This is a genomic window from Polynucleobacter sp. CS-Odin-A6, from assembly GCF_018882095.1.
Classification (GTDB): domain Bacteria; phylum Pseudomonadota; class Gammaproteobacteria; order Burkholderiales; family Burkholderiaceae; genus Polynucleobacter.
Genome location: NZ_JACVPD010000001.1, coordinates 144,357 through 166,906 on the forward strand (window position 1 = coordinate 144,357; position 22,550 = coordinate 166,906).

20 protein-coding genes and 1 other RNA gene are annotated in these 22,550 nt (G+C 46.3%); 18 read left to right on the forward strand and 3 right to left on the reverse strand.

Annotation, left to right across the window (positions count from 1 at the left end):
• The first annotated feature begins 82 nt into the window (after nucleotides 1-82).
• From ICN15_RS00820 to rnpB, 13 genes are all read left to right on the forward strand, one after another.
• Complete coding sequence (locus ICN15_RS00820) at nucleotides 83-3,922, forward strand: FAD/FMN-binding oxidoreductase (RefSeq protein WP_216200615.1); 3,840 nt, start codon at nucleotides 83-85, stop codon at nucleotides 3,920-3,922.
• Nucleotides 3,922-4,311 carry a gamma-butyrobetaine hydroxylase-like domain-containing protein gene (locus ICN15_RS00825; RefSeq protein ID WP_216200616.1) on the forward strand — a complete coding sequence of 130 codons (390 nt, stop codon included), beginning with the start codon at nucleotides 3,922-3,924 and terminating at the stop codon, nucleotides 4,309-4,311. Before ICN15_RS00820 ends, ICN15_RS00825 begins: the two co-directional genes overlap by 1 nt.
• 27 nt (nucleotides 4,312-4,338) lie before the next feature.
• Entirely contained in the window at nucleotides 4,339-5,082 is a 744-nt protein-coding gene (gene ubiE, locus ICN15_RS00830) for a bifunctional demethylmenaquinone methyltransferase/2-methoxy-6-polyprenyl-1,4-benzoquinol methylase UbiE (RefSeq protein ID WP_216200617.1), read from the forward strand.
• A 57-nt stretch (nucleotides 5,083-5,139) separates the two neighbouring features.
• Complete coding sequence (locus ICN15_RS00835) at nucleotides 5,140-6,048, forward strand: Tim44 domain-containing protein (RefSeq protein ID WP_216200618.1); 909 nt, start codon at nucleotides 5,140-5,142, stop codon at nucleotides 6,046-6,048.
• 52 nt (nucleotides 6,049-6,100) lie between these two features.
• Entirely contained in the window at nucleotides 6,101-6,718 is a 618-nt protein-coding gene (locus ICN15_RS00840; RefSeq protein WP_216200619.1) for an SCP2 domain-containing protein, read from the forward strand.
• 6 nt (nucleotides 6,719-6,724) lie between these two features.
• On the forward strand, nucleotides 6,725-8,317 hold the full coding sequence (gene ubiB / locus ICN15_RS00845) for a ubiquinone biosynthesis regulatory protein kinase UbiB (RefSeq protein WP_370625376.1): 1,593 nt from the start codon (nucleotides 6,725-6,727) through the stop codon (nucleotides 8,315-8,317).
• Between the two features lie 52 nt (nucleotides 8,318-8,369).
• On the forward strand, nucleotides 8,370-9,023 hold the full coding sequence (locus ICN15_RS00850) for a DUF502 domain-containing protein (RefSeq protein WP_216200620.1): 654 nt from the start codon (nucleotides 8,370-8,372) through the stop codon (nucleotides 9,021-9,023).
• 16 nt (nucleotides 9,024-9,039) lie between these two features.
• Nucleotides 9,040-10,839: an aspartate--tRNA ligase gene (gene aspS / locus ICN15_RS00855; protein ID WP_216200621.1), complete on the forward strand. Its 1,800-nt coding sequence runs from the start codon at nucleotides 9,040-9,042 to the stop codon at nucleotides 10,837-10,839.
• Between the two features lie 22 nt (nucleotides 10,840-10,861).
• Nucleotides 10,862-11,305 carry a dihydroneopterin triphosphate diphosphatase gene (gene nudB / locus ICN15_RS00860; protein ID WP_216200622.1) on the forward strand — a complete coding sequence of 148 codons (444 nt, stop codon included), beginning with the start codon at nucleotides 10,862-10,864 and terminating at the stop codon, nucleotides 11,303-11,305.
• 24 nt (nucleotides 11,306-11,329) lie between these two features.
• Nucleotides 11,330-13,153 carry an ABC transporter ATP-binding protein/permease gene (locus ICN15_RS00865; protein ID WP_216200623.1) on the forward strand — a complete coding sequence of 608 codons (1,824 nt, stop codon included), beginning with the start codon at nucleotides 11,330-11,332 and terminating at the stop codon, nucleotides 13,151-13,153.
• 9 nt (nucleotides 13,154-13,162) lie between these two features.
• Complete coding sequence (locus ICN15_RS00870; protein ID WP_216200624.1) at nucleotides 13,163-14,518, forward strand: glycerate kinase; 1,356 nt, start codon at nucleotides 13,163-13,165, stop codon at nucleotides 14,516-14,518.
• Complete coding sequence (pyrC, locus tag ICN15_RS00875; protein WP_216200625.1) at nucleotides 14,508-15,566, forward strand: dihydroorotase; 1,059 nt, start codon at nucleotides 14,508-14,510, stop codon at nucleotides 15,564-15,566. The genes ICN15_RS00870 and pyrC overlap by 11 nt, the downstream gene beginning before the upstream one ends.
• A gap of 88 nt (nucleotides 15,567-15,654) precedes the next feature.
• Nucleotides 15,655-15,961: RNase P RNA component class A (gene rnpB / locus ICN15_RS00880), an RNA gene on the forward strand.
• Between the two features lie 11 nt (nucleotides 15,962-15,972).
• Here the strand turns inward: rnpB and ICN15_RS00885 are convergent.
• Nucleotides 15,973-16,398 (reverse strand): OsmC family protein, encoded by a 426-nt coding sequence (locus ICN15_RS00885; RefSeq protein ID WP_216200626.1) that lies wholly within the window; start codon nucleotides 16,396-16,398, stop codon nucleotides 15,973-15,975.
• A 416-nt stretch (nucleotides 16,399-16,814) separates the two neighbouring features.
• Between ICN15_RS00885 and rplM the strand changes: the two genes are divergently transcribed.
• From rplM to erpA, 4 genes are all read left to right on the forward strand, one after another.
• On the forward strand, nucleotides 16,815-17,243 hold the full coding sequence (gene rplM, locus ICN15_RS00890; protein ID WP_015422034.1) for a 50S ribosomal protein L13: 429 nt from the start codon (nucleotides 16,815-16,817) through the stop codon (nucleotides 17,241-17,243).
• 9 nt (nucleotides 17,244-17,252) lie between these two features.
• Nucleotides 17,253-17,654, forward strand: coding sequence for a 30S ribosomal protein S9 (rpsI, locus tag ICN15_RS00895; RefSeq protein WP_216200627.1), 402 nt, complete (start codon nucleotides 17,253-17,255; stop codon nucleotides 17,652-17,654).
• A 112-nt stretch (nucleotides 17,655-17,766) separates the two neighbouring features.
• The gene (gene argC, locus ICN15_RS00900) at nucleotides 17,767-18,825 is read left to right on the forward strand and encodes an N-acetyl-gamma-glutamyl-phosphate reductase (protein WP_216200628.1); all 1,059 of its coding nucleotides are present in this window, start codon (nucleotides 17,767-17,769) and stop codon (nucleotides 18,823-18,825) included.
• Between the two features lie 82 nt (nucleotides 18,826-18,907).
• Nucleotides 18,908-19,294 carry an iron-sulfur cluster insertion protein ErpA gene (gene erpA / locus ICN15_RS00905; RefSeq protein WP_216200629.1) on the forward strand — a complete coding sequence of 129 codons (387 nt, stop codon included), beginning with the start codon at nucleotides 18,908-18,910 and terminating at the stop codon, nucleotides 19,292-19,294.
• 10 nt (nucleotides 19,295-19,304) lie between these two features.
• Here the strand turns inward: erpA and ICN15_RS00910 are convergent, their stop codons facing one another.
• Nucleotides 19,305-20,435, reverse strand: coding sequence for an anhydro-N-acetylmuramic acid kinase (locus ICN15_RS00910; RefSeq protein WP_216200630.1), 1,131 nt, complete (start codon nucleotides 20,433-20,435; stop codon nucleotides 19,305-19,307).
• Nucleotides 20,436-20,523: 88 nt separating this feature from the next.
• On the opposite strand from ICN15_RS00910, the gene tyrS reads away from it, so the two are divergent.
• A complete protein-coding gene (tyrS, locus tag ICN15_RS00915; protein ID WP_216200631.1) occupies nucleotides 20,524-21,756 on the forward strand; it encodes a tyrosine--tRNA ligase in 1,233 nt (410 codons plus the stop codon).
• A 4-nt stretch (nucleotides 21,757-21,760) separates the two neighbouring features.
• Here the strand turns inward: tyrS and ICN15_RS00920 are convergent, their stop codons facing one another.
• The gene (locus tag ICN15_RS00920) at nucleotides 21,761-22,540 is read right to left on the reverse strand and encodes a MipA/OmpV family protein (RefSeq protein ID WP_216200632.1); all 780 of its coding nucleotides are present in this window, start codon (nucleotides 22,538-22,540) and stop codon (nucleotides 21,761-21,763) included.
• Nucleotides 22,541-22,550: the final 10 nt, after the last annotated feature.

A 22,550-nucleotide genomic window follows, 5' to 3' on the forward strand; every position in this document is an offset into this window, starting at 1 on the left:
TCGCTTTGATCGACATCTTTCTTGGTTTCCTGCCAATATCGATCTCCCTCCACTAAAATGCATATTTACCAGATATGACTCCATGAACGCTCCACTCGCTTTGAATCAGTTGCTCGATGCAGAAGCAGATTTACCTCGCCTCCGAGAAATCCCTTACAACTACACCTCTTTCTCCGATCGCGAAATCGTCATTCGCTTATTGGGAGAGGAGTCTTGGCGCGTTTTAAGTGATTTGCGTGGGGTTCGTCGTACTGGCCGTTCGGCTCGTATGTTATTCGAGGTATTGGGCGATATTTGGGCAGTTCAACGTAATCCTTTTCTACAAGATGACTTGTTGGATAACGCCAATCGCCGTCAATTAATGATTGATGCCCTGTGGCATCGTCTGGGCGAGGTAAAGAAGAGATCGAGCGTTGAGTCTATTGAGCAAGTTCAGGTCTTATTAAATGCCGCCCATCATGCTGTTGACAGTTTTGAGCAGGGCTTTAAAGAAGTCGCTGAGGTGCGAAAGCGGGCTCGTAAAGAGCTAGGCCGCATTACCGCTCCTGACAATATTTGCTTTGATGGCGTCTCACGTGCGGCGCATGTGACTGATGCCACTGACTGGCGCGTTGAATTTCCGCTAGTAGTACTCAAGCCCGATTACGAATCTGAAATTCCCGGTTTAGTGAAGGCTTGTATTGAATTAGGTCTCACGATTATTCCGCGTGGGGGCGGCACTGGTTATACCGGAGGCGCCATTCCACTGTATGCCATGTCGGCAGTCATCAATACTGAGAAGCTTGAACAAATTGATAGCGTCAAGTTGAAGCGTTTGCCAGGCGTAGACCAGGAAGTGTCAACTATTTTTACTGGCGCTGGTGTGGTGACGCGCAGAGTTGCAGATGCCGCAGAGCGTGCCGGCTTAGTCTTCGCAGTTGACCCTACTTCTGCAGATGCTAGTTGTATTGGTGGCAATATTGCGATGAATGCTGGTGGTAAAAAAGCAGTCTTATGGGGCACGGCATTAGATAACTTAGCTAGCTGGCGCATGGTCGATCCAGAGGGCAATTGGCTAGATGTAGAACGCTTGGATCATAACCTTGGAAAAATTCACGTTGTAGAAAACGTGCGCTTTCAATTAACTTGGTCCGATGGTTCTAGTGAGCCTGGCGAACGTATCTTAAAAACAGAAATTCTGGAAGTAGAGGGCAAACGCTTTCGTAAAGAAGGTTTAGGTAAAGATGTGACTGATAAGTTTTTATCAGGATTGCCTGGCGTACAAAAAGAAGGCTGTGACGGATTAATTACGAGCGCCACATGGATTTTGCATCGTATGCCGAAGTACATGCGCTCCGTTTGCTTAGAGTTTTTCGGGCAGGCACGTGAAGCAGTCCCCAGCATTGTCGAGATTAAAGCGTACTTAGATGGCTTATCTAAAAATGGTGGTCCTATCTTAGCTGGCTTAGAGCATTTGGATGATCGCTATTTGAAAGCAGTTGGTTACTCCACTAAATCGAAGCGTAAGAGCTTGCCAAAGATGGTATTGATTGGTGATATTGCTGGCGATGATGAAGAGGCTGTCGCTGCAGCGACTAGTGAAGTCGTGCGCATGGCCAATAATCGGGTTGGCGAAGGTTTTGTGGCTGTGAGTGCTGAAGCGCGTAAGAAATTTTGGTTGGATCGCGCACGTACTGCGGCGATCGCACGCCATACCAATGCTTTTAAGATTAATGAAGATGTGGTGATTCCGTTGCCACGCATGGGTGAGTACACCGATGGTATCGAGCGTCTCAATATTGAACTCTCATTAAAAAATAAATTACAAATACTCGATGGTCTTGAAATATTCTTGAAGAAGAAGGCATTGCCATTAGGAAAGGCATCCGAAGACTACGAAATCCCCACTGCAGAAATTTTGGGTGATCGCGTTCAGCAGGCGCTGGAGTTAATTAATAAGGTCAGAGAACGTTGGTCTGATTGGCTTACGCAGATGGATGCCTATTTCCCCGATCTGCAAAGTGACAGCCTGCGAGCTTCTTGGAAGACGGAAGTTCGGGCTGAGCTCAGAATTATCTTCGGTGGCCTCGCATTTGAGCCCATTCTGAGTGAACTGGAAGCGATCCATAAAAAAATTCTGCGTAAGCGAGTATTCATAGCGCTGCATATGCATGCCGGTGACGGAAATGTGCATACCAATATTCCGGTGAACTCGGATGACTATGAAATGCTGCAAGACGCACATCGTGCTGTCGATCAGATTATGAAATTGGCTCGCTCATTAGATGGCGTTATTTCTGGTGAGCATGGCATTGGCATTACGAAGTTAGAGTATCTGTCTGAGTCAGAGCTAAAGGATTTCCGCGCGTACAAAATGCGTGTTGATCCAGAGGGTCGCTTCAACAAAGGCAAATTAATGCCGCATGCCGATCTCAGTATTGCCTATACCCCAAGTTTTGGTTTGATGGGGCATGAGTCCCTCATCATGCAGCAGAGCGATATCGGTGCGATTGCTGATAGTGTGAAAGATTGTTTGCGCTGCGGTAAGTGCAAGCCTGTGTGTGCTACCCATGTACCACGAGCGAATTTACTTTATAGCCCGCGCGATAAAATTTTGGCGACTTCTTTGTTAATTGAAGCCTTTTTATACGAAGAGCAAACGCGTCGTGGCATATCGATTCGCCATTGGGAGATGTTTGATGACGTCGCGGCGCATTGTACGGTTTGTCATAAGTGCTTGACACCATGCCCAGTCAATATTGATTTTGGTGAAGTGACGATGAACATGCGTAATTTATTGCGCAAGATGGGTCAGCAACGCTTCAATCCTGGAACAACAGCATCGATGCTTTTTTTAAATGCGACTGATCCTGACACGATCAATTTAGTTCGCAAGACAATGATTGGTTGGGGTTATAAGTTACAGCGTTTTGGTAATGATATCTTCCGTAAGTGGGCTCGCAAGCAAACTGCACACCCCCCTTCAACGGTGACCAAGCCAAATATAAAAGAACAAGTCATCTTTTTTGTGAATAAGAAGATGCCTGGCAACTTGCCCAAGAAAACGGCTCGTGCACTTTTAGATATTGAGGATGCGAATTACGTCCCCATTATTCGGGATCCCAAAACCACTTCTGCTGATACTGAAGCGGTATTTTATTTTCCGGGTTGCGGTTCGGAGCGTTTGTTCTCACAAGTAGGTTTAGCAACACAGGCCATGCTGTGGAATGTAGGGGTGCAAACCGTCTTGCCCCCCGGCTATCTCTGTTGTGGCTATCCCCAGCGTGGCAATGGCGACTTTGATAAAGCGGACAAGATGATTACGGATAACCGTGTTCTCTTCCATCGGGTTGCAAATACGCTCAATTATTTGGATATCAAAACCGTCGTGGTTTCTTGCGGAACTTGCTACGATCAGTTGGCGGGTTATCAGTTTGAGCAGATTTTCCCTGGTTGTCGCATTATTGATATCCATGAATATCTGCTCGAGAAGGGTGTCAAACTGACCAATGTGACGGGTGTGAAGTACATGTACCACGATCCATGCCACTCCCCAATGAAGTTGCAAGACCCACTCAAAACAGTGAATGAGCTAATACAACTAGAAGATGGCAAGGCGATTCAAAAGAACGATCGTTGCTGTGGTGAGTCTGGAACGCTGGCGGTAACCCGTCCGGATATTTCCACTCAGGTGCGTTTCCGCAAGGAGATTGAAATGGAAAAGGGTGCCGATGAGTTGCGTAAAGGGAACTTCACTGGCGATGTGAAGGTGCTGACAAGCTGCCCATCCTGCTTACAGGGTTTAGCGCGCTTTGATGCTGATAGCGGTACTACTGCAGATTACATCGTGGTCGAAATGGCCCAAAAGATATTGGGCCCCGACTGGATGCAAGAGTATGTTGCCAAAGCCAATCAAGGCGGTATTGAAAGGGTATTAGTTTAATGATTCCAACTAATATTCTTGTTCATCAGCAATCCAAAGTATTAGAGCTGAGCTATAGCAATGGCAATACTTATCGCCTCCCTTTTGAGTTCTTAAGGGTAGTCTCGCCCTCAGCTGAAGTTCAGGGCCATGGACCTGGGCAGGAGACTTTACAAACCGGTAAACGTGAGGTTTTGATTGCTAACCTAGAGCAAGTGGGACGCTATGCGCTCAAGCCTTCTTTCTCTGACGGGCATGATTCAGGTTTGTATACTTGGGATTTTTTATACTTTTTATGCGAAAACCATGAGCAGTTATGGCAGGAGCATTTGGATAAATTAGCCGCTGCCGGTTTAGAGCGGGATGCTCCAATGAATGCTGCTGGCGGACAATCTTGCGGCAGTCATTAGCGATGGTTTCAGTAGAGTAAACAGAATATGAGCAAAACCCATTTCGGATATCAAAGTGTCGATGAGGCTGAAAAAGCTGGCAAGGTAGCAGAGGTATTTCATTCTGTCGCTAGCAAATACGATGTGATGAATGATTTGATGTCATTTGGTCTTCATCGCCTATGGAAGAAGGTGACGATTGCTTGTGCTCAAGTACGTCTTGGTCAAAAGGTGCTCGATATTGCTGGTGGTACAGGTGACTTGGCTGCAGTATTTGCTCGTGCAGCAGGCTGGGGTCAAAATCCTGAGGCGCAAGTGTGGTTAAGCGATATCAATGCCTCGATGCTGGGAGTTGGCCGAGACCGTCTTATGGATCAGGGTTTAGCTTTACCTTGCGTTCAATTTGATGCGGAAAAAATTCCATTTCCTAATAATCATTTTGATGCTGTCACCGTCGCATTTGGATTGCGAAATATGACCCATAAGGATGTGGCTTTGGCAGAGATGCTTCGTGTCATTAAGCCTGGAGGCAAGGTGTTGGTGCTGGAGTTCTCTAAGCCGGATGCCTTTTTACAGCCGGTATATGACACCTATTCATTCAAAGTGTTACCTTGGTTGGGCGAGAAAATTGCCCAAGACTCTGAGAGTTATCGCTATTTAGCGGAATCTATTCGGATGCATCCAGACGCCCAAACCCTTAAAGAGATCATGTTAGGGGTCGGTTTTGATGAAGTGGATACCCATAGGATGACTGGGGGTATCGTTGCTTTACATATTGGTATTAAATACTAGTAAATTTGTAGTTATAAGCTTTCAAGAATTCCAGTTGTTCGATAAAGGGGTAAAAATATGAATAAGCATTTTTTCAAGGCGGTCCTAATAAGTGTCAGCTTAATATTTGCTACTGTTGGTCATGCTGATGCGGCACGACTGGGTGGCGGCCGTAGTATCGGTAAAGCCCCTAGTGCGCCAATGCAGAAACAGGCTGCGCCTGCACAAAAGCAAGCTCAACCGGCTGCTGCACCAGCACCAGCCGCTGCTCCAGCCGCTGCGCCAAGCCGCTTTGGTGGCATGGGTGGACTACTGGGCGGTCTTGCTGCTGGACTGGGTATTGGCTATCTCTTGTCCCATTTTGGTTTGGGCGAAGGTGCATCCTCTTTAATTACCGGCTTGTTGATTGCTGTTTTGGCAGGCTTGGTCATCATGTTTGTCATGAGAAGAATGTTCCCAGCATTATCTGGCGCTAACAAAGGCCCTCAAGTCTCTTCACAGGGTATGCAGCGTGCCAATCTAGATCAGGCGCCAAGACAAGCCCCAGGCTTTACTCCAGCTGCTAATACCTTAGGTGGTGTTGCCGCTGAGCCTGCACCATTTCAGTCAACCTTGCCCCCCGGTTTCGACGAATATGCTTTTTTAGAGAATGCCAAGCAATATTTTTCAGGTCTTCAAAAAGCGTGGGATCAAGGCGACTTAGTGGCATTACGTGAATTCACTACCCCTGAGATGTTTGCTACGATCGAGCAAGATCTTGCGGGTCGCGCTGATGGTGCTAATCAAACGGATGTAGTAACTCTCAATGCGCAACTATTAGGAATTGAGACGACTAACAATACGTATTACTGCAGTGTGCAATTCACTGGCATGATTCGTGAGCAAGCCGGCGCACAGGCAAATAATTTCTCTGAAATTTGGAACTTAAGTAAGCCAGTCACAGGCCCTGGCGGCTGGGTACTAGCAGGTATCTCTCAGTTAGTTTAAGCTTAGGGTACTTTCCATTGAAAGCCCGCACTTGTGCGGGTTTTTTACGCTTATGACTACCGCAACACCAACCACGCACCATCTTGCTACTGCTACCGCTTGCCGAGGGATTAATCATGTTCTCAAGGGAGAGCCATGGGCCATGGCTGAGTTGTCGAAACATGCTGGCAAAGTCATCTTGCTCAAGCTGCCAGTTGGAAAACTCTGTTTTGCACTGACTTCTGAGGGTGCCTTAACCGCTTCAACGGATGTCGATGCCACTGCATTGGAGCTGGAAGTCTCGGCGGATTCACTGAGCACTCTGGCAACTGGGCCTGGAAATTTACAAGAGCAGGCAATGAAGTCAGTCAAAATCACGGGCGATGCTGATCTGGCCCAATTATTGGGGCGTCTAGCAGGACAAATTCGCTGGGAATATGAAGAGGACTTGGCGCGCTTCATTGGTGATGCGCCTGCAAACTTTGCAGTCAGTCGGGGCAAGAAATTCCTCTCTGCTGGTCGATCTGCCGCTTCTGACGTGTTGGCGAATGTAGTGGAATATGTCAGTGAAGAAAGAAAAGTACTTTTGAATAAACGGGATTTTATGATTCGCAAAAATGAATTAAACGCGTTACGTGATGCAGTTGATCGTATGGAAAAGCGGATTCAACTACTAGAGCGAAAAGGTTAATTCATCGTGCGTCGAATTGCTCGTCTTTGGTTTATTTTTTTTACTGCTTGGCGCTTTGGTCTATTACCCTTATTGCGCGATAACTTAAAGCATGGAGTGATCCGAGCTTGCTTGTCGATCATCTGCTGGATATCGCCTGGCGCACACTTATCCAGGGGTGAACGCATTCGGTTAACACTGGAATCCTTGGGCCCTATTTTTGTCAAGTTCGGTCAAGTGCTCTCAACTCGGCGGGATTTACTGCCAGAGGATATTGCGAATGAGTTGACCAAGTTGCAAGATCAAGTGCCACCATTTTCTAATGCAGAATCACGGCGCCTTATTGAGAAAGCATTAGGCTTACCTATTGAGGAAGTCTTCATTAGTTTTGATGCAACACCAGTAGCTAGCGCCTCTGTAGCCCAAGTTCATTTTGGAACTTTACGGGCCACTGAGAGACATCCAGATTGGCATGAGCGTGAAGTGGCTATTAAAGTTTTACGTCCAGGCATCCTCCCCATCATTGAGAGCGATATCGCCTTAATGTATGACTTAGCAAAAATTATTGAAAAACTGTCTTCTGATGGACGCCGGTTAAAGCTGACTGAAAATGTCGCTGAGTTTGATCGACATTTGCATGATGAACTCGATCTCATGCGTGAGGCTTCTAACGCTAGTCAGTTAAGAAGATATTTTGCTGACTCAGACAAGCTCATGATTCCGGAGATGTATTGGGATTTATGTCACACCAACGTCATCGTGATGGAAAGAATGCACGGTATTTCTATCGGACGTTTTGATGAATTACGTACCGCCGGAGTAGATTTTAAAAAATTAGCAGCAGAGGGTGTTGAGATATTTTTTACCCAAGTATTCGAATATGGTTTTTTCCATGCAGATATGCATCCGGGAAATATCATGATTAGCTTGGAGCCAGATACCTTCGGGCGATTCATTTCTCTAGATTTCGGCATTGTGGGCGCATTAAGTGAATCCGATAAAAATTACTTAGCCCTCAACTTTTTGGCTTTCTTCAATCGAGATTACCGGCGCGTAGCAGAATTGCATGTGGAATCTGGTTGGGTGCCTGCAGATACCCGTGTGGAAGAATTAGAGGGGGCAGTACGCTCTGTTTGCGAACCTTACTTTGATCGACCCTTAAAAGATATTTCTTTAGGTATTGTTCTGGTGCGCTTGTTCCAAACATCGCGTCGCTTCAAGGTTGAGGTGCAGCCTCAGCTATCCCTCTTATCGAAGACATTATTAAATGTGGAGGGTCTGGCGCGTGAGCTAGATCCCGATCTCGATCTTTGGCAGACTGCAAAGCCGATTTTGGAGAAATGGATTAGTCAACAGCTAGGTTGGCGCGGACTGATTGAAGGGCTTAAAAGTGAGGCCCCATCCTGGGCAAAAATACTGCCAACCCTACCTCGACTGTTGGCAGAGAGCCTGAAGCATGGTCAAGAACATGGCCAGAAAAAAGAGGAAAACCAACAAATAGAGCTCTTAAAAGCACTTTTACGAGAGGAAAGACGTACGCGCCGTATTTTGGTGGGTGCTTTGCTGTTTGGGGGTGGTTTCTTGGTGGGAATGGTAATAGTTGGGCGGCATTTTTATTAGTCTTTCGCTGGTTTTGGGCTATACCGCTAAAATAGCTGGTTAGGCAAAACACATGAAAAAATACTTTATCGCTGGAATCCTGGTTTGGGCACCGCTGTCGATCACCATTTGGGTAATCGCCTCGGGCTTGGGCGTGCTTGATGGTGTATTTGGTTCTGTAATGCATGCAATCATTGTGGTCCTTCCGCATGATGCCGCTATAGACGTTCAGCATTTCCGCGAGCTTCCCGGCGTAGGGATTTTGATTGTGATTGCAGTGATTATGTTCACTGGATTACTGGCGATTAGTTTTGCAGGGCAATGGTGGTTAAAGATATGGGATAAGCTGGTTAATCGCATCCCCATTGTTCGCTCGATTTACTCTAGCGTCCAGCAAGTTTCTTCTACTTTATTTTCAGGCAGTGGTCAGGCTTTCAGTAAGGCATTACTGATTCGCTACCCCCATGCAGATTCGTGGGCTATTGCTTTTCAAACGGGTACGCCTGCAAGAGAAGTAACAGCCAAGCTCGGTGAGGGCTACGTCAACGTATTTTTGCCAACAACCCCCAACCCTACTTCTGGTTTTTTTATGATTGTGCCGCGAGCGCAAACCATTGAACTCGATATGAGCGTGGAAGAGGCATTGAAGCATATTGTTTCAATGGGATCTGTTCCACCAAATAGTCTAAGTGGATTGGCTGCACCCCAGCCACCACACCATGTTTGATTTATAGGAAATTGTTATGTCGATGCGAAGTCATACCTGCGGTCAAGTAACTGAATCACTTATTGGTCAAGAAGTGACCCTCTCTGGTTGGGTAAATCGCCGTCGTGATCATGGCGGCGTGATCTTTATTGATTTACGTGATCATCAGGGATTTGTACAGGTAGTGTGTGATCCAGATCGCCCGGATATGTTTGCCTTGGCCGAGCAGGTTCGCAACGAGTTTTGTATTCAGATTAAGGGTTTGGTGCGGGCGCGTCCTGCTGGTACCGAGAATACCGATTTAGTGAGTGGCAAGATAGAGGTACTTTGCCATAGCCTGGTGATCTTGAATGCCTCTATCACTCCGCCGTTTCAGTTGGAAGATGAGAACCTTTCCGAGACAACCCGTCTAACGCATCGCGTTTTAGATTTACGTCGTCCGCAGATGCAAAAGAATTTGCGCCTGCGTTATAACGTCGCAATGGAGTGCCGCCGTTATTTAGATGCTGCCGGTTTCATCGATATTGAAACCCCGATGTTGACCAAGAGTACTCCTGAGGGTGCACGTGACTATTTAGTCCCTTCACGCGTTCATGATGGCCAGTTTTTTGCTTTGCCACAATCTCCTCAACTGTTTAAGCAGTTATTAATGGTGGCAGGCTTTGATCGTTACTATCAAATTACCAAGTGTTTCCGTGATGAAGATTTACGGGCTGATCGTCAGCCCGAATTTACGCAGATCGACTGTGAAACTGCCTTCTTGGATGAATTAGAAATCCGAGCGTTATTTGAAAACATGATTCGTCATATTTTCAAAACTACGATGAATGTAGAGTTACCCAATCCATTTCCAACGATGCCTTACTCAGAGGGTATGGCGCGTTTTGGTTCTGACAAGCCAGATCTGCGTGTGAATTTTGAATTCACTGAATTGACTGACTTAATGAAGGATGTTGATTTCAAGGTCTTCTCTGGTGCAGCTAACCAGGAGGGTGGCCGCGTTGTGGGCTTATGTGTTCCTGGCGGTGCAGAGATTAGTCGTAGCGAGATTGATGACTACACCCAGTTTGTTGCAATCTATGGCGCTAAAGGTTTGGCGTGGATCAAGGTGAACTCCGTTGCGGAAGGTCGCAATGGTTTGCAATCACCGATTGTGAAAAATCTGCACGATGCCGCTATTGAAGGCATCTTGAAGCGTACAGGCGCTAAAGATGGCGATATTATTTTCTTCGGTGCTGATAAAGAAAAGGTAGTTAATGACGCTATCGGCGGCTTACGTCTGAAGATTGGCCACTCCACTTGGGGTAAAGAGCATGGTCTTTCTGCTGAAGGCTGGAAACCATTATGGGTAGTTGACTTCCCCATGTTTGATTACGATGAAGGTGAAGCCCGTTGGGTAGCTTGCCATCATCCATTTACTAGCCCTAAAGACGAGCACATGCAGTATCTCGAGTCTAATCCTGGTAAATGCTTGGCTAAGGCCTATGATATGGTCCTGAACGGCAGCGAAATTGGTGGCGGATCTGTTCGTATTCACCAAGAGGCCGTGCAGAGCCAGGTATTCCGCGCCTTGAAGATTGGCGCTGAAGAAGCGCAGGCAAAGTTTGGATTCTTGTTAGATGCGCTTCAATACGGCGCACCTCCGCATGGTGGTATTGCGTTTGGCTTGGATCGGATCGTGACAATGATGACGGGTGCTGAGTCCATTCGTGATGTGATTGCTTTCCCTAAAACACAGCGAGCACAGTGCTTGCTCACTCAGGCACCTAGCCCAGTGGATGAGCGCCAGCTAAAAGAGCTACATATTCGTTTGCGTCAAGCCACTCCAGCTGCCTAAGTAGGAAAGTATTTAAAGCACCTTGAAAATTCCCATTTCAGTTTTAGTCGTGATTTATAAATCGAATGGGGAAGTTTTGCTCATAGAGCGGGCAGATAAGACTGGCTTTTGGCAATCGGTTACCGGCAGTGTCGATGCCATCGATGAAGATCTCAGCGTAGCAGCTGCACGAGAAGTGCTTGAGGAAACAGGCATTGATACTCAATCTCTTCCAGCGAGCTCCTTAAAGAATATGCACCATCAGATTCAGTATGAAATTTATCCCCAGTGGCGCCATCGGTATGCACCTGGGGTCACGAGCAATACAGAGCATTGGTTTTCATTACTTGTTCCAGATAACACCTCCGTCACCTTGGCGCCAAGAGAACATGTAGCCTATGAGTGGCTTCCCTTCACAGAAGCGTCAAGAAGATGTTTTTCTCCCAGCAATGGTGATGCCATTCTGCAATTGTTTTCTACACACTAGTTGATAAGTAACTAAGAAAGAGTAATGAGACCTTCATCTGGGCACCATCATTCAGGAGCAGATTCCAAGCTTTCACAGGGAAGTGATTGGAAAGTCATTCGAGATTTAATTCCCTACCTATTGGAATATAAATTTAGAGTAGCGATTGCCCTAGCTTGCTTAGTGGCTGCTAAGATTACCAATCTCGGTATCCCAATTTTGCTGAAGCGTTTAATTGACGATTTAAATATTAAGGTAGATTCTCCACAGGCTTTGCTTGTGGTTCCAGCAGGGCTTATTTTGGCTTACGGACTCCTCAGAATGTCCGCCTCCTTATTCGCTGAATTGCGCGAGTTTCTCTTTGCGCGAGTGACCCAAAATGCTGTCCGTAAAGTAGCCCTCCAAGTCTTTGAGCATTTACATTCTTTAGCATTGAGCTTTCACTTAGCCCGTCAAACCGGAGGGGTCAGTCGGGATATTGAGCGCGGTACCCGTGGTATTCAGTCTCTGATTGCTTACTCTTTGTATAGCATCCTACCAACCTTAGTTGAATTCATGTTGGTGTTGGGTTACCTAGCGTATTCATACGATATCTGGTTTGCAGCCATTACCTTATGCGCCTTAGTTTTTTATATCATTTTTACTGTGGTGGTGACGGAGTGGCGTACCCATTTTCGTAAGACCATGAATGACATGGATTCAAAGGCAAATCAGAAAGCAATTGATTCTTTATTAAACTTTGAGACCGTGAAGTATTTTGGTAATGAAGCCTTTGAAGCAAGTCGCTACGATCAAAATCTCATGCGTTACCAGGCTGCTGCTGTTAAGTCGCAAAAATCGTTGGCGATTCTTAATTTTGGTCAGCAAACAATCATTGCCATTGGCCTGATCCTCATTTTGTGGCGCGCTACGCTTGGTGTAGTCGATGGCACTATGACGCTAGGAGACCTCGTTCTCGTTAATACCTTAATGATTCAGTTGTATATCCCCCTCAATTTCTTGGGAGTGATTTATCGCGAGATCAAGCAGTCCTTAACGGATATGGAGCGGATGTTCTCTTTACTCAACACCGATAAAGAGATCGCTGATTCTCCCAATGCCCAGATATTACATATTCAGGATCACGGCCTTGGGCCTGATGTCCGTTTTGAAAATGTCTCATTTCACTATGACGCTAAACGTGAAATCCTTCGTGATGTGAGCTTTCATATTCCAGCAGGAACGATTACGGCAGTAGTGGGTCAGAGCGGGGCTGGCAAGAGTACTTTAGCGAGACTGCTATTTCGTTTTTATGATGTGCAAGCTGGCGAGATCTTGATTGATGGTCAAAATATTCAAGATGTCACGCAAGCGAGTTTACGTAAAGCCATTGGTATTGTTCCTCAGGATACAGTCTTATTTAATGACGCTATTGGCTATAACATCGCCTATGGCGATCCTAGCGCTTCTATCGAGGCTGTTCATGAGGCAGCAAGAGCTGCACAAATAGATGGTTTTATTAAGCGCTTACCAGATGGATATGAAACTCAGGTGGGTGAGCGAGGCTTAAAACTGTCTGGCGGTGAGAAGCAGCGGGTTGCCATTGCGCGAACTTTGCTCAAGAAGCCTGCCATGTTAATTTTTGATGAAGCCACTTCGGCTTTAGACTCTAAAACTGAAAGAGCATTTCAAGAAGAGCTGCTCAATTTGGCTAAAAATCGTACTACTCTGATCATTGCTCACCGCCTCTCGACGATTATTCATGCCGATCAAATTTTGGTGATGGATCATGGGCAGATCGTAGAGCGGGGTACACATAGTGTGCTTTTATCTGCTAATGGCCGATATGCTGAAATGTGGCAAATGCAAGAACGCGCTGCTATTGATTAGAATAGTTTCATGAACAAACTTCATACTCAGACCACATCCTTGAAAGACGTTTTAAAAAATGCCTTTGCAGCGGCTGTGGCTGTGGCTGATCCTCAAGTTATCGTTCCGCAGTATTTAAACAAGATTTTTCCTGCTGGACATGAGCCTCGGGGGCGATGCTTAGTGGTAGGGGCGGGTAAGGCAAGCGCTTCGATGGCAAGTGCTCTTGAGGCTTATGCAAAAGCACATTGGCCCCAAGTAAAGCTAGAAGGTGTCGTTTTAACTCGCTATGGACATGCGTCGCCTACTAGCCATATTCAAATTATTGAAGCTGGTCATCCAGTTCCAGACCAAGCAGGCATGGATGGTGCTAAGGCAATCTATGCGCTTTCTAAAACATTAGAGCCTGACGATGTGCTGATTGCTTTAGTGTCTGGTGGTGGATCTAGCTTACTGACTTTGCCTCAATCAGGTATATCCATTGACGATATGCGTCAGACTACGGAAGCACTTTTGAGAAGCGGTGCACCCATTGAAGAAATGAATGTGGTGCGTAAACACCTGTCTGCAATCTTGGGCGGTAATTTAGCGAGAGTGGCAATTACGCAAGGTGCACGAGTGGAAGCCTTATTGATTTCAGATGTGACCGGCGATGATCCTGCGGATATTGCTAGCGGCCCCTGTGCTGCTGATTATTCGACCTATCTTGACGCTTTAAATATCTTGGATAAATACAGTCTCGACAGTAAAGAGATTCCCGCTTCAGTGCTCAATCACCTGAAGCAAGGTTTGGCAGGTGAAATCCCGGAGACTTTGAAAGAGGCGGATTTAGTCAATGCCCAAGTGGCTAATCATGTAATTGCAACAGCTTACAAAAGTTTGGAGGCTGCGGCCGACTATGTGCATGCCCAAGGATATGAACCTATTATTCTAGGTGACACGATTACTGGTGAAGCGCAAGAAGTGGGCATGAGTCAAGCGCAATTAGCTAGAGAGTATTTGCCAAAACTGACCGATAAGCCAATCGCTTTGATTTCGGGTGGTGAATGCACGGTTACTATTCCTGCCGGCATTAAAGGTCGTGGTGGTCGGTGCAGTGAATTTCTCCTCTCGCTGTTTGCCGCCTCAACAGATTTACCCAATTTGGCAGCGTTAGCTGCAGATACTGATGGTATCGATGGTAGTGAAAAGAATGCCGGGGCATGGTTTTCTGGGGATATTCGTCAGACTAGTATTGATCGGGGCGTGGCAGCTGAGTCATTCTTAGCTGCCCATGATTGCTATGGTTTTTTTGCAGAATTAGATGCTTTAGTTGAAACTGGCCCTACACTGACGAATGTGAATGATTTCCGCATCATCTTGCTTAATAAATACAATGTCCAATAGCCCTAAACAAATTCAGTTGATCCAACCAGATGATTGGCATTTACACATTCGTGATGGTGAAGTCATGAAAGATGTTTTGGTCGATACTGCACGTCAATTCGCCCGCGCCATCATCATGCCGAATTTGAAGCCACCTGTCACCACAGTAGCGTTAGCAAATGCCTACCGCACTCGGATTGAAGCTAGCCTAGAATCATTAGGCATTGTTCGCTTTACACCATTGATGACTTTGTACCTTACAGACAACACTTCTGCTGATGAGGTGCATAAGGCAAAAGCTGCGGGTATTACCGCGTTTAAGTTATACCCTGCTGGTGCAACTACCAATAGCGATGCTGGTGTAAGTGATATCAAGCGTTGCTACGGCGTTCTGGAGGCGATGCAGACTGTAGGCATGCCCTTGTTAGTGCATGGGGAAGTGACTAGTGCCGACATCGATATCTTTGATCGTGAGGCAGTATTTATTGATCGAGTTCTTGAGCCCTTACGCAAAGATTTTCCTGAGCTCAAGATTGTGTTTGAACACATCACCACTAAGCAAGCTGCACACTATGTGCGAGATGCGCAAACCAATGGAAAAAATAGCTTAGCAGCGACCATCACTCCACAACATTTGTTGATGAATCGGAATGCTATTTTTGCTGGCGGTATTCGTCCACACAATTATTGCTTACCAGTTCTCAAGCGCGAAGAACACCGCGTTGCCTTGCTCGAAGTCGCTACGAGTGGTAGCCCGAGATTTTTCCTAGGTACAGACAGTGCTCCTCACTCCAAGGGTGCAAAAGAGGCTGCTTGTGGATGCGCAGGTTGTTACAGTGCATTTAATGCTTTGGGTTTATATGCTGAAGCATTTGAGAGTGTTGGAAAGCTTGATAAGCTTGAAGGTTTTGCCAGTCTATTTGGCCCTGATTTTTATTCTTTGCCACGGAACACCAAAACAATCTCTTTGGTTAAGCAAGCGCAAAGCATTCCTGCTGAGCTGCCACTAGGGGATGAAACCATTGTGCCTCTGCGTGCAGGTGAGGCCATTGCTTGGTCACTAGCTTAAGTCGCTCTTAAGCCCACCTTCAGTCACCCCGCATTCCCGCAATTCATTTTTAAACTAAATTTCCGCGACTGCGTTAGACTGCAGGCGCAGAGTCAATTGGGCAATCGCCGCCTCTTTATTGAGGGGGAGGAAAGTCCGGACTCCATAGGGAAGGGTGATGGCTAACGGCCATCCACGGCAACGTGAGGAATAGGGCCACAGAGACGAGCGTATTTAGTTACGGTGAAACGCGGTAACCTCCACCTGGAGCAATCCCAAGTAAGCAGGCGATGAGGCGTCCCGCTGAGTCTGCGGGTAGGGAGCTTGAGCCGTCAGGTAACTGCCGGCCTAGAGGAATGATTGCCCCTAGATGCAAATCTAGGCGACAGAATCCGGCTTATCGATTGACTCTGCACTTTCAAAATACTTATTCGTCATTCAGCATGTCGATGGAATAAGTTATTTCTGCCGTTTTGGCCAGCATGGTTGTGGCTGAGCAATACTTGTCGTGGGATAACTTCACAGCACGCTCAACCTTAGTCAAATCGAGGTTTTTTCCTTTGACCGTGAAATGCAAGTTAATTTTCGTAAATACTTTGGGCTCTGTGTCCGCTCTCTCTGCTGTGAGTTGCACATCACAGGCGCTAATCTCTTGGCGAGCCTTTTGTAGGATTAAAACGACATCAAATGCAGAACACCCCCCGGTCCCAGCCAAAATGAGTTCCATCGGTCTTGGCGCACTGTTTTGACCACCGGCGTCGGGAGGACCATCCATTTTGACAAGATGACCACTACCTGTTTCTGCTGAAAAAGCCATGCTGCCATTACCCAACCAAGAAACTCGACATTCCATAGGAGCAACCTTTAAATTAAAAATTAATCAATAATATCAATAGTTTACCAATACTTACCGGATTTGGTCCGGGGCGCATAATGACTACAAAACATCCAAAAATTGATTTAGATCAATTTTCTTGCATTGCACCATATTGATGGGTACAATAACCATATTGGTGATCAGTCTTATATAAGAGATTGATCCTCCTTCCAGTGTCTCCTCCACTTAAACATCAGTGGATTCCAGCCCAGGACTCGGTCCTGGGTTTTTTTTGGGTTACAATTCAAGGCTTTACTAAATTACCGAACCAGTCAGCGGTAATGGTTGTACCAAGTAAATTGCAGAATCTGCGAGCTTGCAAATATAAGCAGGGCCAAGGTGGACGTAGTTTGTTGGGAGTAATTTTTTTGACTATAACAATTTGAGAAATCATGAAAACTTTTTCTGCAAAATCCCATGAGGTAGTGCATGAATGGTTCGTGATTGACGCTACGGACAAAGTCCTCGGTCGTGTCGCCAGTGAAGTGGCACTCCGTCTACGCGGCAAGCATAAACCTGAATACACCCCACACGTTGATACAGGCGACTTTATTGTTGTCATCAACTCTTCTAAGCTGCGTGTCACAGGCACAAAAGGCTTGAACAAAATTTATTACCGTCACAGCGGATACCCAGGTGGTATTAGCTCGACCAACTTCGATAAGATGCAAGACCGTTTTCCAGGTCGTGCCTTGGAGAAAGCTGTGAAGGGTATGTTGCCAAAAGGCCCACTAGGCTACGCCATGATTAAGAAATTAAAAGTCTATGGCGACGCCAGTCATCCGCATGCGGCTCAACAGCCAAAAGCGTTAGAGATTTAAGGAAACCAAATGGCTATTAATTACGGAAATTGGAATTACGGTACTGGTCGTCGCAAGAGTTCTGTGGCGCGTGTATTCATTAAATCTGGCAAGGGCGAAATCATTGTGAATGGCAAGCCAATTGATGCTTATTTTGCTCGTGAAACATCACGCATGATTGCACGTCAACCTTTGGCTCTCACAGCCCACTTAACGACCTTTGATATCAAAGTTAACGTTTCTGGTGGCGGTGAAACTGGCCAAGCTGGTGCAGTTCGTCACGGTGTTACTCGTGCATTGATGGATTACGACATCAGTTTGAAGCCAGCCCTGTCTAAAGCAGGTTTGGTTACTCGCGATGCTCGTGAAGTTGAGCGTAAAAAGGTTGGTCTGCACGGTGCGCGTCGTCGTAAGCAGTTCAGCAAGCGCTAATTTCTTTCAGTCGCTTAGTATTATTGAAAGGGTCGCGCAAGCGGCCCTTTTTGTTTCTACAATCTAGGTATCAAAGAAATAAAATGCATCAGTCAGTATTTTGGAGAATGGCATGATTAAAGTTGGTATCGTCGGTGGAACTGGATATACCGGAGTGGAATTGCTGCGTTTATTAGCACAGCACCCCGAGGTAAAGATTCAGGCAATTACTTCTCGCACAGAAGCTGGCATGCCAGTAGCTGAGATGTTCCCATCCTTGCGTGGCCGTATTGATCTGAAATTTACCACCCCGGATGAAGCTAAATTAAATGAATGTGATGTCGTATTCTTTGCCACACCCCATGGTGTAGCAATGGCACAAGCAAAAGAGTTGCTTGCGAATAATGTGAAGATTTTGGATCTCGCGGCAGACTTTCGCTTGAAGGATGTTAAAGAGTTTGCCAAGTGGTACGGGATGGAGCACGGCTGCCCAGAAATTTTGGCTGAGGCGGTGTATGGTTTGGCGGAAATCAATCGTGAAGAAATTAAAAAAGCACGCGTAGTGGGTTTAGCGGGTTGCTATCCCACTTCTGTCCAGCTTGGGCTTGCTCCTTTGCTCTCACCAAAATCAACCGGCGGCAAACGGCTGATTGATGGCACACATATTATTTCTGATTCAAAGTCAGGAACTTCTGGTGCTGGGCGTAAAGCCGAGATCGGTACCCTGCTGTCAGAATCTAGCGATAACTTCAAGGCCTATGCTGTTAAAGGCCATCGCCATCTCCCTGAAATTGTGCAGGGATTGAAAGCAATTGCGGGCCATGATCAGATTGGTCTGACCTTTGTGCCGCATTTAACTCCAATGATTAGAGGGATTCATTCGACCTTATATGTGCGTTTGACCGAAGCGGGAATGGACATTGACTTTCAGAAGCTCTACGAAGGCTTCTATCAAGGTGAGCCCTTTGTGGATGTGATGCCTGCGGGTAGCCATCCAGAAACACGCTCTGTCAGGGGTAGCAATGGTTTGCGGATTGCCGTCCATCGTCCAAGTGGCGGTGACACTTTAGTCATTTTGGTAGTTGAGGATAACTTGGTGAAGGGGGCCTCAGGTCAGGGCGTTCAGTGCATGAACCTCATGTTTGGCTTGCCTGAGACCACTGGATTAACTCAAATTGCTGTTTCTCCCTAGTTTGGGTGTAATAATGACCTTTCAGCAAGTTTGGTATTAAAAGCCTAGAATAGATTGTTGTCCTTTGAATTAGGAGTAAATCATGACCCAATTAGCTACGCAGGAAACTGTACAACCTTCCTCAGATTTAGCCGAGCCACCAACCCCATTGGTGTTCACAGATAGTGCCGCTGCGAAAGTAGCCGACCTAATTGCTGAAGAAGGTAACCCAGAATTAAAGCTGCGTGTATTTGTTCAAGGCGGTGGTTGTTCAGGTTTTCAGTATGGCTTCACGTTTGATGATGCTGTAAACGAAGATGACACTCTGTTTGAAAAAAATGGCGTGACTTTGTTAGTCGATTCAATGAGCTTCCAGTATTTAGTGGGTGCTGAGATTGATTACAAAGAAGATATCAATGGCTCACAGTTTGTCATTAAAAATCCCAATGCCCAGACAACCTGCGGTTGTGGATCTTCTTTCTCAGCGTAAGGAATTCCAATTACGCTGGATAGCAAGCGCCTAAAATTCTAGGGCCCTTCGCTCCCGTAACGGCTGGCAAATTTGCTGGCCGTTTTTCCTTATGGGCCCAAGCGAGCCAGGCAAAAGCAAGACCTTCTACGAGTTGCGGATCAAGACCTAGTGCATCACTCGTCACGATTTCTAAAGATGATGTCAATAATGTAGTGGAGTGATTTTTAAACACCTTGATAAGTGCAGCATTTCGTGCACCACCACCACAGACAATGAGTTTCTGGGTTTGCGGTGCATACTGCACGAGAGCTTGTAATGCTGTGATGGCTGTTAAATGAAGCAAGGTTGCTTGTATATCTTCTGCATTGATATTTTCATTCTGAATCTGTTTTTGTAACCACTCCAGATGAAAGTCATCACGCCCCGTACTCTTTGGTGGCGCCTTAGTAAAGAATGGATCGGCTAACATTCTTGAGAGTAGTGATGGATTGACTTCGCCCTGTGATGCCCAGGCACCATTTTCATCAAAGGGGTGCCCTTGTTGTTCAGCAATCCACGCATCCATCAACAGATTTCCGGGGCCACAATCAAACCCGCTTACTTCACCATTTCTTGGAAGTAGAGTGAGGTTAGCAATACCACCCAGATTCAGAACAGCGATATTTTGATCTGCAGAAAATTGTTGCGCATGAAATGCGGGAACTAATGGCGCACCATGCCCACCCGCAGCTAGATCACGACTTCTAAAGTCGGCAATGACATCAATCTCCGTTAGCTCTGCTAAAAGAGCCGGATTGAGGGTTTGGTGAGTGTAGGCAAGGGGATGAGCCAGATCTGCTTGATGGCGAATAGTTTGACCGTGAGCGCCAATGGCGCTGATATCTGAAGCCTGGAGATCCACCTGCGTGAGCAAGTCTTGAACGACCTCTGCATACTCTAAGGCAAGGGCATTTCCGGCTTGTTTTTCCCGATGCAGCTCATTGGGTCCTGGTGATTGCAGATCTAGCAGAGCTTTGCGCAATAGAGGTTTGAAGGGCTTACTAACAGCTCCCATCAGAGTTGCGCCACCACGGGCATCAAGCTTTGCTAGCACGGCATCTATCCCATCTAGGCTGGTGCCAGACATCAGGCCAATATAGAGGGAGTGCGGCTTATTCATGCGTTATCAGGACTTTGTTCTCAGGAATGCGACAATTATGCTTTAGCAATCTAATACTAATTTAACTGAATCCGCTTACCAAATCAGCATGCCGGCTAAACCAGACAAAACCTACCCACTGACTCCCGAAGTTTTTGCAGCCCTTGAAGTCACTAAACGCGGCTGTGACGAGCTATTGGTTGAGGCAGATTGGATACAAAAACTGGCTCGTAGCCAGGCAACAGGTAGTCCCCTGCGCATTAAATTGGGCTTAGACCCAACGGCACCTGACATTCATTTGGGTCATACGGTCGTCTTGAATAAATTGCGCCAGTTGCAAGATTTGGGGCATACGATTATTTTCTTGATCGGTGATTTCACGAGCATGATTGGTGATCCCTCTGGCCGCAATGCGACACGACCGCCGTTGACTGCTGAAGAAATCGCAATCAATGCGCAGACTTACTATCGTCAAGCGAGTATGGTTTTAGATCCCGCTAAAACGGAAGTCCGCTATAACAGCGAGTGGTGCGATCCATTAGGCGCGCGCGGCATGATTCAGTTAGCGGCTCGATATACCGTTGCGCAGATGCTAGAGCGTGATGACTTTACAAAGCGCTACCGCAGCGGCGTGCCAATCTCTGTACATGAGTTCTTGTATCCCTTAATGCAAGGTTATGACTCTGTTGCTCTGAAGAGCGATCTAGAGCTTGGTGGTACGGATCAGAAATTTAATCTCCTAGTTGGGCGTGAGTTACAACGCGAGTATGGGCAAGAGCCACAATGTATTTTGACTATGCCATTGCTAGTTGGTTTAGATGGCGTAGATAAGATGAGTAAGTCCAAAGGCAATTACATTGGTATCAGCGAGCCTGCTAGCGAGATGTTTGGCAAGCTTATGAGCATCTCCGATGACTTGATGTGGGATTACTTCACATTACTGTCATTCCGCCCAATGGCGGAGATTGATTTAATGAAGCAAGAAGTTGTCGCTGGCCGTAATCCGCGTGACTGCAAAGTGCTGCTCGGTCAAGAAATCGTCGCACGCTTTCATTCACAAGCTGCTGCGGAAAAAGCTTTAGAGGACTTTAACCATAGAGCTAAAGGTGGTGTGCCTGATGAGATTATCGAAGTTAGTCTGATTGGTGCCCCCATGGGAATTGCTAATCTTCTGAAGGCTGCTGGATTGGCTCCATCAACCTCAGAGGCTAATCGCAATATTGATCAAAACGGCGTGAAGATAGATGGTGTCACTATTGCTGATAAGCAATTAAAGATGGAAGCTGGCGTGTATGTAGTGCAGGTGGGTAAGCGTAAGTTTGCTAAGGTCACATTAGGTTAAGGCTTTATTTAAAGCGATACGCTAAAGCCGCAACAATATTATCCTGAAATGAGCGATTCATCACAGGGCTATTATTAATTCCGCTGCCCATCCATTTGCGCTTGCCGTAGATATTCATATACCAGTTATCCATGATTGGGATTTCAATCATGACTCCGGCTATCAAGTTATTAGTTGCTGATGCCGTAAAGGCGTTATAGCCTGTAAGAGCGGATTCTCCGGTGTTGATACTGTAGTAATAGTTTGCATACTGCGAAGATTGTCTTTCAATACCCACTTGAGGGTAGATGACTATTTTCTTATAAGTCTCTAGCTCAGTAAAGTAGGATGCTTCATAGAGAGCCCCTTTTGATTTACCGAAGTCATGGTATGCGTTGACAAAAAATCCCCCAATGGGTGTTTCCTGAAATGTACTAAACCCTAAGGGGATGGGGGAGCCTTTATTGATGGAATTGCCATTGATGGGGGACTTCACCTTATAGCTATCTAAGCTAATTTTTCCAGAGACCTCAAGGTATCCGTAACCCATCTTAAAGGTCTTGATACCAACTTGATCTATGCGCGCAAAAAAACGTTGGTAATCAAAAAAGGCATAAGGTAGGACAAGGGATTGAGCTCCTTCGGTACCGATATGCAAGTTAGAGGAGTAAAAAGCACCCCCTATATCGCCAACAATACGATCCGGTAAGCCATTGGGAATGTCATCCAATGCATAGCAAGGGGGTATAAAGGCAACACACAAGAGTAGCAGGATGAACTTGATATTTGATTGCCTTAGCATCATTAAGAAACTT

What these genes read in the sequence shown, in the direction of transcription:
- ICN15_RS00820 (WP_216200615.1), top strand. Translation starts at nt 83, where the DNA reads ATGAACGCTCCACTCGCTTTGAATCAGTTGCTCGATGCAGAAGCAGAT.
- ICN15_RS00825 (WP_216200616.1), top strand. Translation starts at nt 3,922, where the DNA reads ATGATTCCAACTAATATTCTTGTTCATCAGCAATCCAAAGTATTAGAG.
- ubiE (WP_216200617.1), top strand. Translation starts at nt 4,339, where the DNA reads ATGAGCAAAACCCATTTCGGATATCAAAGTGTCGATGAGGCTGAAAAA.
- ICN15_RS00835 (WP_216200618.1), top strand. Translation starts at nt 5,140, where the DNA reads ATGAATAAGCATTTTTTCAAGGCGGTCCTAATAAGTGTCAGCTTAATA.
- ICN15_RS00840 (WP_216200619.1), top strand. Translation starts at nt 6,101, where the DNA reads ATGACTACCGCAACACCAACCACGCACCATCTTGCTACTGCTACCGCT.
- ICN15_RS00850 (WP_216200620.1), top strand. Translation starts at nt 8,370, where the DNA reads ATGAAAAAATACTTTATCGCTGGAATCCTGGTTTGGGCACCGCTGTCG.
- aspS (WP_216200621.1), top strand. Translation starts at nt 9,040, where the DNA reads ATGTCGATGCGAAGTCATACCTGCGGTCAAGTAACTGAATCACTTATT.
- ICN15_RS00865 (WP_216200623.1), top strand. Translation starts at nt 11,330, where the DNA reads ATGAGACCTTCATCTGGGCACCATCATTCAGGAGCAGATTCCAAGCTT.
- ICN15_RS00870 (WP_216200624.1), top strand. Translation starts at nt 13,163, where the DNA reads ATGAACAAACTTCATACTCAGACCACATCCTTGAAAGACGTTTTAAAA.
- pyrC (WP_216200625.1), top strand. Translation starts at nt 14,508, where the DNA reads ATGTCCAATAGCCCTAAACAAATTCAGTTGATCCAACCAGATGATTGG.
- ICN15_RS00885 (WP_216200626.1), bottom strand. Translation starts at nt 16,398, where the DNA reads ATGGAATGTCGAGTTTCTTGGTTGGGTAATGGCAGCATGGCTTTTTCA.
- rplM (WP_015422034.1), top strand. Translation starts at nt 16,815, where the DNA reads ATGAAAACTTTTTCTGCAAAATCCCATGAGGTAGTGCATGAATGGTTC.
- rpsI (WP_216200627.1), top strand. Translation starts at nt 17,253, where the DNA reads ATGGCTATTAATTACGGAAATTGGAATTACGGTACTGGTCGTCGCAAG.
- argC (WP_216200628.1), top strand. Translation starts at nt 17,767, where the DNA reads ATGATTAAAGTTGGTATCGTCGGTGGAACTGGATATACCGGAGTGGAA.
- erpA (WP_216200629.1), top strand. Translation starts at nt 18,908, where the DNA reads ATGACCCAATTAGCTACGCAGGAAACTGTACAACCTTCCTCAGATTTA.
- ICN15_RS00910 (WP_216200630.1), bottom strand. Translation starts at nt 20,435, where the DNA reads ATGAATAAGCCGCACTCCCTCTATATTGGCCTGATGTCTGGCACCAGC.
- tyrS (WP_216200631.1), top strand. Translation starts at nt 20,524, where the DNA reads ATGCCGGCTAAACCAGACAAAACCTACCCACTGACTCCCGAAGTTTTT.
- ICN15_RS00920 (WP_216200632.1), bottom strand. Translation starts at nt 22,540, where the DNA reads ATGATGCTAAGGCAATCAAATATCAAGTTCATCCTGCTACTCTTGTGT.